This window comes from Staphylococcus roterodami (genome assembly GCA_022493055.1).
Taxonomy (GTDB): domain Bacteria; phylum Bacillota; class Bacilli; order Staphylococcales; family Staphylococcaceae; genus Staphylococcus; species Staphylococcus singaporensis.
The window spans coordinates 20,692-33,607 of the sequence record CP092781.1; the positions used below are offsets into that span (position 1 = coordinate 20,692).

Annotated in this window: 8 protein-coding genes and 2 tRNA genes; all 10 read left to right on the top strand. The window is 35.0% G+C overall.

The window, feature by feature from the left end; all coding sequences use genetic code 11:
• Positions 1-30 precede the first annotated feature (30 nt).
• Positions 31-1,431 (top strand): replicative DNA helicase, encoded by a 1,401-nt coding sequence (gene dnaB, locus ML436_00080; GenBank protein UMT78199.1) that lies wholly within the window; start codon positions 31-33, stop codon positions 1,429-1,431.
• A gap of 279 nt (positions 1,432-1,710) precedes the next feature.
• The gene (locus ML436_00085) at positions 1,711-2,994 is read left to right on the top strand and encodes an adenylosuccinate synthase (protein ID UMT78200.1); all 1,284 of its coding nucleotides are present in this window, start codon (positions 1,711-1,713) and stop codon (positions 2,992-2,994) included.
• A 435-nt stretch (positions 2,995-3,429) separates the two neighbouring features.
• Positions 3,430-3,504 (top strand) — tRNA-Glu (locus ML436_00090).
• Between the two features lie 7 nt (positions 3,505-3,511).
• Positions 3,512-3,584: transfer RNA gene (locus ML436_00095), tRNA-Asp, on the top strand.
• A gap of 732 nt (positions 3,585-4,316) precedes the next feature.
• Positions 4,317-5,018, top strand: a complete 702-nt coding sequence (yycF, locus tag ML436_00100) for a response regulator YycF (GenBank protein UMT78201.1) — start codon at positions 4,317-4,319, stop codon at positions 5,016-5,018.
• A 12-nt stretch (positions 5,019-5,030) separates the two neighbouring features.
• Complete coding sequence (gene walK, locus ML436_00105) at positions 5,031-6,857, top strand: cell wall metabolism sensor histidine kinase WalK (GenBank protein ID UMT78202.1); 1,827 nt, start codon at positions 5,031-5,033, stop codon at positions 6,855-6,857.
• A complete protein-coding gene (yycH, locus tag ML436_00110) occupies positions 6,850-8,184 on the top strand; it encodes a two-component system activity regulator YycH (protein ID UMT78203.1) in 1,335 nt (444 codons plus the stop codon). Before walK ends, yycH begins: the two co-directional genes overlap by 8 nt.
• Entirely contained in the window at positions 8,185-8,973 is a 789-nt protein-coding gene (gene yycI / locus ML436_00115; GenBank protein UMT78204.1) for a two-component system regulatory protein YycI, read from the top strand.
• Positions 8,974-9,361: 388 nt separating this feature from the next.
• A complete protein-coding gene (locus tag ML436_00120; GenBank protein UMT78205.1) occupies positions 9,362-10,162 on the top strand; it encodes an MBL fold metallo-hydrolase in 801 nt (266 codons plus the stop codon).
• Positions 10,163-10,389: 227 nt separating this feature from the next.
• The gene (gene adsA, locus ML436_00125; protein ID UMT78206.1) at positions 10,390-12,708 is read left to right on the top strand and encodes an LPXTG-anchored adenosine synthase AdsA; all 2,319 of its coding nucleotides are present in this window, start codon (positions 10,390-10,392) and stop codon (positions 12,706-12,708) included.
• Positions 12,709-12,916 lie beyond the last annotated feature (208 nt).

The window sequence follows — 12,916 nt, forward strand, 5'->3', positions numbered from 1 at the left end:
GTTGGATTGAAATAAGAGGTGTAACCATTCATGGATAGAATGTATGAGCAAAACCAAATGCCACATAGCAATGAAGCTGAACAGTCTGTCTTAGGTTCAATTATTATCGATCCAGAATTGATTAATACTACTCAGGAAGTGTTGCTTCCTGAGTCGTTTTATAGGGGTGCCCATCAACATATTTTCCGTGCAATGATGCACTTAAATGAAGATAACAAAGAAATTGATGTTGTAACATTGATGGATCAGTTATCAAGTGAAGGTACGTTGAATGAAGCGGGTGGTCCGCAATATCTTGCAGAGTTATCTACAAATGTACCAACGACACGAAATGTTCAGTATTACACGGACATTGTTTCTAAGCATTCATTAAAACGTAGATTGATTCAGACTGCAGATAGTATTGCCAATGATGGATATAATGATGAACTTGAACTAGATGCGATATTAAGTGATGCAGAACGCCGTATTTTAGAGCTATCATCTTCTCGAGAAAGTGATGGCTTTAAAGATATTCGTGACGTGTTGGGACAAGTATATGAAACAGCTGAAGAGCTTGATCAAAATAGCGGTCAAACGCCAGGTATCCCTACAGGATATCGAGATTTAGACCAAATGACAGCTGGGTTTAACCGTAATGATTTAATTATCCTTGCAGCGCGTCCGTCTGTAGGTAAGACTGCGTTCGCACTTAACATCGCACAAAAAGTTGCAACACACGAAGATATGTATACAGTTGGTATTTTCTCGCTAGAGATGGGTGCCGATCAGTTAGCAACACGTATGATTTGTAGTTCTGGTAATGTTGACTCGAACCGTTTAAGAACAGGTACTATGACTGAGGAAGACTGGAGTCGATTCACGATTGCTGTCGGTAAATTGTCGCGTACGAAGATATTTATCGACGATACGCCAGGTATTCGAATTAATGATTTACGATCTAAGTGTCGTCGATTAAAACAAGAACATGGTTTAGACATGATTGTAATTGACTACTTACAGTTGATTCAAGGTAGTGGTTCACGTGCGTCCGATAACAGACAACAAGAAGTTTCTGAGATCTCTCGTACATTAAAAGCGTTAGCTCGTGAATTGGAATGTCCAGTTATTGCACTGAGTCAGCTATCACGTGGTGTAGAACAACGACAAGATAAACGTCCAATGATGAGTGATATTCGTGAATCTGGTTCGATTGAGCAAGATGCCGATATCGTTGCATTCTTATATCGTGATGATTACTATAATCGTGGTGGCGATGAAGATGATGACGATGATAGTGGTTTCGAGCCACAAACTAATGATGAAAATGGTGAAATTGAAATCATCATTGCCAAGCAACGTAACGGTCCAACAGGAACAGTTAAGTTACACTTTATGAAACAATACAATAAATTTACAGATATCGATTATGCACATGCCGATATGATGTAAAAAAAGTTTTTACCGTACAATAATCATGTTTATGATAAAATTGTACGGTTTTTATTTTGTTCTGAATGCGTTGACATATGTTAAGTTTGTGTATTGGAAATGACTTAAAAACACCATAAATATTGCTATAAAAGGGTTTTTGAAGCATTTTAACATATTTATGAAAATGATTTTTCTTTTAGAATGCAAGAAAATCAATGTTCGATTTTTATTTGCATTATGGTCTCGATATTGGTAGAATATCAAATGGTTAAATGAGAAAAACTTGGAGGTGCTCACATGTCATCAATCGTAGTAGTTGGGACACAATGGGGAGACGAAGGAAAAGGAAAGATTACGGATTTCTTAGCAGAACAATCGGATGTTATCGCACGTTTTTCAGGTGGTAATAATGCAGGCCATACAATTCAATTTGGCGGAGAGACATATAAATTACATTTAGTACCATCTGGTATCTTTTATAAAGATAAATTAGCGGTAATCGGTAACGGTGTCGTTGTTGATCCAGTTGCACTATTAAAAGAATTAGACGGATTAAATGAACGTGGCATTCCTACAAGTAATTTACGTATTTCTAATCGTGCGCAAGTGATTTTACCTTACCACTTAGCACAAGATGAATATGAAGAACGTTTACGTGGAGACAACAAAATTGGTACAACTAAAAAAGGTATCGGTCCAGCATATGTAGACAAAGTTCAACGTATCGGAATTCGTATGGCAGATTTACTTGAAAAAGAAACGTTTGAAAGATTATTGAAATCAAATATTGAATATAAACAAGCATATTTCAAAGGTATGTTTAATGAAACTTGCCCATCATTTGATGAAATCTTTGAAGAATACTATGCAGCAGGTCAACGCTTAAAAGAATTTGTAACAGATACATCAAAAATCTTAGACGATGCATTTGTAGCAGATGAAAAAGTACTTTTCGAAGGTGCGCAAGGTGTAATGTTAGATATCGACCACGGTACATATCCATTCGTTACATCAAGTAATCCAATTGCAGGTAATGTTACTGTAGGTACAGGTGTAGGTCCAACATTCGTTTCCAAAGTAATTGGTGTATGTAAAGCTTATACATCACGTGTTGGTGATGGTCCATTCCCAACTGAATTATTCGATGAAGATGGACATCATATTAGAGAAGTTGGTCGTGAATACGGTACAACAACAGGACGTCCACGTCGTGTAGGTTGGTTTGACTCAGTTGTATTACGTCACTCTCGTCGTGTAAGTGGTATTACAGATTTATCTATTAACTCTATCGATGTGTTAACTGGTTTAGACACAGTGAAAATCTGTACAGCTTATGAATTAGATGGTAAAGAAATTACTGAGTATCCAGCAAACTTAGATCAATTAAAACGTTGTAAACCAATCTTTGAAGAGTTACCAGGTTGGACAGAAGACGTAACAAGCGTACGTACTTTAGAAGAATTACCTGAAAATGCACGTAAATATTTAGAGCGTATTTCTGAATTATGTAATGTACAAATTTCTATCTTCTCAGTTGGTCCAGATAGAGAACAAACAAACTTATTAAAAGAATTGTGGTAGAACTTTATACAAGTAATACACAATGATTATAAACGAATGAGCCTTCTATCTTTATTGGTAGGAGGCTTTTGTTATGTAAAATTGTGTATCAACTTGATTATTGAGATGGAAAGAATTGTTTAAGTATAGGTGGTATTGCTTGTCATATATTAGAAGGTTCGACGTGAAAGTATTCAATGAAAATAAAATGAAATATTTAAATGTAAGAAATTTAGTATCGAAAATAACTATATAAAATGGCGTAGATGGAGGATAAATGAAGATGATGAAAATGGAAAATTTTCAAAAAGAGCGTAAATTTTATAATAAATAGACTGCCAATAAAATGCAATTTTTCACTTATAACATAGTTCAAAAAATAATAGCAAAATTATGTAAAAAATATCTTGTCATGGTAAGTTTGGCTGTGCTATAATCTATCTTGTGCTTAAGAACGGCTCCTTGGTCAAGCGGTTAAGACACCGCCCTTTCACGGCGGTAACACGGGTTCGAGTCCCGTAGGAGTCACCATGTTTTAGGTCTCGTAGTGTAGCGGTTAACACGCCTGCCTGTCACGCAGGAGATCGCGGGTTCGATTCCCGTCGAGACCGTACAAATGCCTATCCAAGAGGATAGGCATTTTTTTACGTTTAAAATTATATCAATTGAAGACAAATAAGCTTGAGACATAAATCAAGTTCTAGGCTCTATAATGTTATATTGGCAGTAGTTGACTGAACGAAAATGCGCTTGTAACAAGCTTTTTTCAATTCTAGTCAACCTTGCCGGGGTGGGACAACGAAATAAATTTTGTAAAAATATCATTTCTGTCCCACTCCCATTTTATTTATAATGTATAAACTTCTGGTAATTCAGTTGCAATGTATTAAAGACAAATGTAGAACCCAAATTCTTTAATTAGATTACCATGTGCCTTTATTAACATACTTCTTCATAGTGATAGACCAAAAGAGCCCGTCTAACAAAAATATAATAGTATTTATTTTCCTCACATCCACACCAATAGGAACTATGATTTTTTCGCACCTTTAATAATATAAAAATGATTTCGTGGTCATATTATAGGGAAAGACTAATTATTATCACAATACGCCGTGAGAAACTAATAAAAAATATTAATATATAAGTTTATATTGGAAAATAGAATTAATAGCTTATAAATGGTAAATTATATAATAGGTTACTATACGTTATAAGACGGAAAATGCGCACAATAACAAAAATAGTAAGCGACATCCTGTGATTTTTTACACAAACATAAACGATAAAGATCAAAAAATGATAAAATGATATTAATGATTTAAGAAAAGAGGTTTATGCAAATGGCTAGAAAAGTTGTTGTAGTTGATGATGAAAAACCGATTGCTGATATTTTAGAATTTAATTTAAAAAAAGAAGGATACGATGTGTACTGTGCATATGATGGTAATGACGCAGTAGACTTAATTTATGAAGAAGAACCAGACATCGTATTATTAGATATTATGTTGCCTGGTCGTGATGGTATGGAAGTATGTCGTGAAGTGCGCAAAAAATACGAAATGCCAATTATTATGCTAACTGCTAAAGACTCAGAGATTGATAAAGTACTTGGTTTAGAACTAGGTGCAGATGACTATGTAACAAAACCATTTAGTACACGTGAATTAATTGCACGTGTGAAAGCTAATTTACGCCGTCATTACTCACAACCAGCGCAAGACACTGGGAACGTGACGAATGAAATCACAATTAAAGATATTGTGATTTACCCTGACGCATATTCTATTAAAAAACGTGGCGAAGATATTGAGTTAACACATCGTGAATTTGAATTGTTCCATTATTTATCAAAACATATGGGACAAGTTATGACACGTGAACATTTATTACAAACAGTATGGGGTTATGATTACTTTGGCGATGTACGTACGGTCGATGTAACGATTCGTCGTTTACGTGAAAAAATTGAAGATGATCCGTCACATCCTGAATATATTGTTACGCGTAGAGGCGTTGGATATTTCCTCCAACAACATGAGTAGAGGTCGAAACGAATGAAGTGGCTAAAACAACTACAATCCCTTCATACTAAACTTGTAATTGTTTATGTATTACTGATTATCATTGGTATGCAAATTATCGGGCTATATTTTACAAATAACCTTGAAAAAGAACTGCTTGATAATTTTAAGAAGAATATTACTCAATATGCAAAACAATTAGAAATTAGTATTGAAAAAGTATATGACGAAAAGGGCTCCGTAAATGCACAAAAAGATATTCAAAATTTATTAAGTGAGTATGCCAACCGTCAAGAAATTGGAGAAATTCGTTTTATAGATAAAGACCAAATTATTGTCGCAACGACGAAGCAGTCTAACCGTAGTCTAATTAATCAAAAAGCAAATGATAGTTCTGTTCAAAAAGCATTATCATTAGGACAATCGAATGATCATTTAATATTAAAAGATTATGGTAACGGAAAAGACCGTGTGTGGGTGTATAACATTCCAGTTAAAGTCGATAAAAAAGTAATAGGTAATATCTATATCGAATCAAAAATTAATGACGTTTATAACCAATTAAATAATATTAACCAAATATTCATTGTTGGTACAGCTATTTCATTATTAATTACAGTCATCTTGGGATTCTTTATAGCGCGAACGATTACCAAACCAATCACCGATATGCGTAACCAGACAGTCGAAATGTCGCGAGGTAACTACACGCAACGTGTGAAGATTTATGGTAACGATGAAATTGGTGAATTAGCCCTAGCATTCAATAACTTGTCCAAACGTGTGCAAGAAGCTCAGGCTAATACTGAAAGTGAGAAACGTAGACTTGACTCAGTTATTACACATATGAGTGATGGTATTATCGCAACAGACCGCCGAGGACGTATTCGTATTGTCAATGACATGGCACTTAAAATGCTTGGTATGGCTAAAGAAGATATTATTGGTTACTACATGTTAAGTGTATTAAGTCTTGAAGATGAGTTTAAACTTGAAGAGATTCAAGAGAATAACGATAGTTTCTTACTAGATTTAAATGAAGAAGAAGGTCTTATCGCACGTGTTAACTTTAGTACAATTGTGCAGGAAACAGGCTTTGTAACGGGTTATATTGCCGTGTTACATGACGTTACTGAACAACAACAAGTTGAACGTGAACGTCGCGAATTCGTTGCCAATGTATCACATGAGTTACGTACACCGTTAACATCAATGAATAGTTACATTGAAGCACTTGAAGAAGGCGCATGGAAAGATGAAGAACTAGCACCACAATTTTTATCTGTAACTCGTGAAGAAACAGAACGAATGATTCGACTTGTAAATGACTTGCTACAATTATCTAAAATGGATAATGAATCAGATCAAATCAACAAAGAAATTATCGACTTTAACATGTTCATTAATAAAATTATTAATCGACATGAAATGTCTGCGAAAGATACAACATTTATTCGAGATATTCCGAAAAAGACGATTTTCACAGAATTTGATCCTGATAAAATGACGCAAGTATTTGATAATGTCATTACAAATGCGATGAAATATTCTAGAGGCGATAAACGTGTCGAGTTCCACGTGAAACAAAATCCACTTTATAATCGAATGACGATTCGTATTAAAGATAATGGCATCGGTATTCCTATCAATAAAGTCGATAAGATATTCGACCGATTCTATCGTGTAGATAAGGCACGTACGCGTAAAATGGGTGGTACTGGATTAGGACTAGCCATTTCGAAAGAGATTGTGGAAGCGCACAATGGTCGTATTTGGGCAAACAGTGTAGAAGGTCAAGGCACATCTATCTTTATCACACTTCCATGTGAAGTCATTGAAGACGGTGATTGGGATGAATAATAAGGAACATATTAAATCTGTCATTTTAGCGCTTCTCGTCTTGATGAGTGTCGTATTGACATATATGGTATGGAACTTTTCGCCTGATATTGCAAATGTCGACAATACAGATAGTAAGAAAAGTGAAACGAAACCTTTAACGAAACCAATGACAGCCAAAATGGATACAACTATTACGCCGTTTCAGATTATTCATTCGAAAAATGATCATCCTGAGGGAACGGTTGCGACAGTATCTAACGTGAATAAGCTAACAAAGCCTTTGAAAAATAAAGAAATAAAATCTGTGGAACATGTTCGTCGAGATCATAACTTAATGATTCCAGATTTGAGTAGTGATTTTACGATATTTGATTTTACGTATGATTTACCGTTATCAACGTATCTTGGTCAAGTACTGAACATGAATGCGAAAGTACCAAATCATTTCAATTTCAATCGTTTAGTTATTGATCATGATGCCCAAGGACATATCGTACTTTATGCCATTAGTAAAGACCGTCACGATTACGTGAAATTGACAACTACAACGAAAAACGATCACTTTATGGATGCTTTATCTACCGTTAAAAAAGAAATGCAACCATATTCAGATATCATTACAAATAAAGATACAATTGATCGTACGACACATGTCTTTGCACCAAGTAAACCTGAAAAGTTAAAAACTTATCGCATGGTATTTAATACAATTAGTGTTGAAAAAATGAATGCTATATTATTTGACGATTCAACTATTGTTCGTAGTTCGAAGAGTGGTGTCACTACGTATAACAATAATACAGGTGTCGCAAACTATAATGATAAAAATGAAAAATATCATTATAAAAACTTGTCTGAAGATGAAGCAAGTTCTAGTAAAATGGAAGAAACGATACCAGGGACTTTTGATTTTATTAATAATCATGGTGGCTTCTTAAACGAAGACTTGAGATTGTTCAGTACGAATAATCAGTCAGGCGAGCTAACATATCAACGTTTCCTTAATGGTTATCCAACGTTTAATAAAGAAGACTCTAATGAAATTCAAGTCACATGGGGCGAAAAGGGTGTCTTTGATTATCGTCGTTCGTTATTGCGTACCGACGTTGTTTTAAACAGTGAAGATAATAAAACGTTGCCGAAATTAGAGTCTGTACGTTCAAGCTTGGCAAACAATAGTGATATTAATTTTGAAAAAGTAACGAACATTGCTATCGGTTATGAAATGCAAGATAATCCAGACCATAATCACATCGAAGTGCAGATTAATAGCGAACTCGTACCACGCTGGTATGTAGAATATGATGGTAAATGGTTTGTTTATAACGATGGGAGGCTTGAATAAATGAACTGGAAACTTACGAAGACACTTTTCATTTTCGTGTTTATTCTTGTCAACATCGTCTTAGTATCGATTTATGTTAATAAAGTCAATCGTTCACATATTAATGAAGTTGAAAGTAACAATGAAGTGAATTTTCAACAAGAAGAAATTAGGGTGCCAGCCAGTATTTTAAATAAATCTGTTAAAGGCATACAATTAGAACAAATTACAGGGCGATCAAAAGACTTTAGTTCAAAAGCTAAAGGTGATTCTGATTTATCCACATCAGATAGTGGAAAATTATTAAATGCGAACATCAGCCAATCGGTAAAAGTTAGTGATAATAACTTAAAAGATTTAAAAGATTACGTTAACAAGCGTGTATTTAAAGGTGCTGAATATCAATTAAGCGAGATTAGTTCAGATTCTGTAAAATATGAACAAACGTATGATGATTTTCCGATTTTAAATAACAGCAAAGCGATGTTGAACTTTAAAATAGAAGATAACAAAGCAACTAGTTATAAACAGTCAATGATGGATGACATTAAGCCGACTGATGGTGCAGATAAGAAGCATCAAGTTATTAGTGTGAGAAAAGCAATCGAGGCATTATATTATAATCGTTACTTGAAAAAAGGTGATGAAGTAATTAATGCAAGACTTGGTTACTATTCAGTCGTGAATGAAACGAATGTTCAATTGTTACAGCCAAACTGGGAGATTAAAGTAAAGCATGATGGTAAGGACAAGACGAATACTTACTATGTTGAAGCTACAAATAATAACCCTAAAATTATTAATCATTAATATGAATCATAATAAGCTAGCATTGCAAGCTCATCATATGTGAGAAGCGGTGCTAGCTTTTTGCTGGTATGGGTTTTCATGGCTGACATTTCTGCGTCTCTAACGTGCACACTTATTCACTTATTAAGTAGTACCGCATTGTAAAATTAAAGTAACTGCTATTTTAAAAACTTTAGTATTTGTCTAATCATTGTTATAATAATTAAGAAATTCATTGCACGTGATTATCAAAATTTAAATATAAGAGACCGGTCGATGAACTAAAGTTACATAATAGGAAAGGTATACAAAACAGCTAATATATTGATAGTTTCTGTAGGGAAAATCGTATATTTGTACTGATGTATATTGCAGTCATATAAAGAAAGTGACTGTTTAAAGAGAAAGGATGAGCCGCTTGATACGCATGAGTGTATTAGCAAGTGGTAGTACAGGTAACGCCACTTTTGTAGAAAATGAAAAAGGTAGTCTATTAGTTGATGTTGGTTTGACTGGCAAGAAAATGGAAGAATTGTTTAGTCAAATTGATCGTAATATTCAAGATTTAAATGGTATTTTAGTAACTCATGAACATATTGACCATATTAAAGGTTTAGGTGTTTTGGCGCGTAAATATCAATTGCCAATTTATGCGAATGAAAAGACTTGGCAAGCTATTGAAAAGAAAGATAGTCGCATCCCTATGGATCAGAAATTCATTTTTAATCCTTATGAAACAAAATCTATTGCAGGTTTCGATGTTGAATCTTTTAACGTGTCTCATGATGCGATAGATCCGCAATTTTATATTTTCCATAATAACTATAAGAAGTTTACGATTTTAACGGATACCGGATATGTGTCTGATCGTATGAAAGGTATGATACGTGGCAGCGATGCGTTTATTTTTGAGAGTAATCATGACGTCGATATGTTGAGAATGTGTCGTTATCCATGGAAGACGAAACAACGTATTTTAGGCGATATGGGACATGTATCTAATGAGGATGCAGGCCATGCGATGACGGATGTGATTACAGGCAACACGAAACGTATTTACTTATCACATTTATCACAAGATAATAATATGAAAGATTTGGCGCGTATGAGTGTTGGTCAAGTATTGAACGAACACGATATTGATACGGAAAAAGAAGTATTACTATGTGATACGGATAAAGCTATTCCAACGCCAATATATACAATATAAATGAGAGTCACCCTATAAAGTTCCGCATTGTTGTGAGACGACTTTATCGGGTGCTTTTTTATGTTGTTGGTGGAAAATGGCTGTTATTGGGTTGAACCGACTTGATTGAAATGTAAAAAATAATTCGATATTAAATGTAATTTATAAATAATTTACATAAAATCAAACATTTTAATATAAGGATTATGATAATATATTGGTGTATGACAGTTAATGGAGGGAACGAAATGAAAGCTTTATTACTTAAAACAAGTGTATGGCTCGTTTTGCTTTTTAGTGTGATGGGATTATGGCATGTCTCGAACGCGGCTGAGCAGCATACACCAATGAAAGCACATGCAGTAACAACGATAGACCAAGCAACAACAGATAAGCAACAAGTACCGCCAACAAAGGAAGCGGCTCATCATTATGGTGAAGAAGCGGCAACCCATGTATCAGCATCAGCGCAGGGAACAGCTGATGATACAAACAACAAAGTAACATCCAACGCACCATCTAACAAACCAACTACAGCAGTTTCAACAACAGGAAACGAAACGCGCGATGTAGATGCACAACAAGCCTCAACACAAAAACCAACTCACACAGCAACATTCAAATTATCAAATGCTAAAACAGCATCACTTTCACCACGAATGTTTGCTACCAATGTACCACAAACAACAACACATAAAATATTACATACAAATGATATCCATGGCCGACTAGCCGAAGAAAAAGGGCGTGTCATCGGTATGGCTAAATTAAAAACAGTAAAAGAACAAGAAAAGCCTGATTTAATGTTAGATGCAGGAGACGCCTTTCAAGGTTTACCACTTTCAAACCAGTCTAAAGGTGAAGAAATGGCTAAAGCAATGAATGCAGTAGGTTATGATGCTATGGCAGTCGGTAACCACGAATTTGACTTTGGATACGACCAGTTGAAAAAGTTAGAGGGTATGTTAGACTTCCCGATGCTAAGTACTAACATTTATAAAGATGGGAAACGCGCGTTTAAGCCTTCAACGATTGTAACGAAAAATGGTATTCGTTATGGAATTATTGGCGTAACGACACCAGAAACAAAGACGAAAACAAGACCTGAAGGCATTAAAGGTGTTGAATTTAGAGATCCATTACAAAGTGTGACAGCAGAGATGATGCGTATTTATAAAGACGTAGATACATTTGTTGTTATATCACATTTAGGTATTGATCCTTCAACACAAGAAACATGGCGTGGTGATTACTTAGTGAAACAATTAAGTCAAAATCCACAATTGAAGAAACGTATTACAGTCATTGATGGTCATTCACATACCGTACTTCAAAATGGTCAAATTTATAACAATGATGCATTAGCACAAACAGGTACAGCACTTGCGAATATCGGTAAGATTACATTTAATTACCGCAATGGAGAGGTATCAAATATTAAACCATCATTGATTAATGTTAAAGACGTTGAAAATGTAAAACCGAACAAAGCATTAGCTGAACAAATTAATCAAGCTGATCAAACATTTAGAGCACAAACAGCAGAGGTTATTATTCCAAATAATACGATTGATTTCAAAGGAGAAAGAGATGACGTTAGAACGCGTGAAACAAATTTAGGAAATGCGATTGCAGATGCTATGGAATCGTATGGCGTTAAGAATTTCTCTAAAAAGCCTGACTTTGCCGTGACAAATGGTGGAGGTATTCGTGCCTCTATTGCAAAAGGTAAGGTGACACGCTATGATTTAATCTCAGTATTACCATTTGGAAATACGATTGCGCAAATTGATGTAAAAGGTTCAGACGTCTGGATGGCTTTCGAACATAGTTTAGGTGCACCAACAACACAAAAAGACGGTAAGACAGTGTTAACAGCGAATGGCGGTTTATTACATATCTCTGATTCAATTCGTGTTTACTATGATATGAATAAACCGTCTGGCAAACGAATTAATGCTATTCAAATTTTAAATAAAGAGACAGGTAAGTTTGAAAATATTGATTTAAAACGCGTATATCATGTAACGATGAATGACTTCACAGCATCAGGTGGAGACGGATATAGTATGTTCGGCGGACCTAGAGAAGAAGGTATTTCATTAGATCAAGTACTAGCAAGTTATTTAAAAACAGCTAACTTAGCTAAGTATGATACGACAGAACCACAACGTATGTTATTAGGTAAACCAGCAGTAAGTGAACAACCAGCTAAAGGACAACAAGGTAGCAAAGGTAGTGAGTCTGGTAAAGATGCACAACCAATTGGTAAAGACAAAGTGATGAATCCAGCGAAACAACCAGCTTCAGGTAAAGTTGTGTTGTTACCAGCGCATAGAGGAACTGTTAGTAGCGGTACAGAAGGTTCTGGTCGCGCATTAGAAGGGACTACTGTATCAAGCAAGAGTGGGAAACAATTGGTTAGAATGTCAGGGCCTAAAGGTAGCGTGCATGATAAACAGTTACCAAAAACTGGAACTAATCAAAGTTCAAGCCCAGCAGCGATGTTTGTATTAGTAGCAGGTATAGGTTTAATCGCGACTGTACGACGTAGAAAAGCTAGCTAAAATATATTGAAAACAATACTACTGTATTTCTTAAATAAGAGGTACGGTAGTGTTTTTTTGGAAAAAAGCTATAAACGTTGATAAACATGGGATATAAAAACGGGGATAAGTAATAAGACATCAAGGTATTTATCCACAGAAATGGGGATAGTTATCCAGAATTGTGTACAATTTAAAGAGAAACACCCACAATGCCCACAGAGTTATC

Excerpts from the sequence above, each read along its gene's own strand:
- dnaB (UMT78199.1), top strand. The coding sequence starts at position 31 with ATGGATAGAATGTATGAGCAAAACCAAATGCCACATAGCAATGAAGCT.
- ML436_00085 (UMT78200.1), top strand. The coding sequence starts at position 1,711 with ATGTCATCAATCGTAGTAGTTGGGACACAATGGGGAGACGAAGGAAAA.
- yycF (UMT78201.1), top strand. The coding sequence starts at position 4,317 with ATGGCTAGAAAAGTTGTTGTAGTTGATGATGAAAAACCGATTGCTGAT.
- walK (UMT78202.1), top strand. The coding sequence starts at position 5,031 with ATGAAGTGGCTAAAACAACTACAATCCCTTCATACTAAACTTGTAATT.
- yycH (UMT78203.1), top strand. The coding sequence starts at position 6,850 with ATGAATAATAAGGAACATATTAAATCTGTCATTTTAGCGCTTCTCGTC.
- yycI (UMT78204.1), top strand. The coding sequence starts at position 8,185 with ATGAACTGGAAACTTACGAAGACACTTTTCATTTTCGTGTTTATTCTT.
- ML436_00120 (UMT78205.1), top strand. The coding sequence starts at position 9,362 with ATGAGCCGCTTGATACGCATGAGTGTATTAGCAAGTGGTAGTACAGGT.
- adsA (UMT78206.1), top strand. The coding sequence starts at position 10,390 with ATGAAAGCTTTATTACTTAAAACAAGTGTATGGCTCGTTTTGCTTTTT.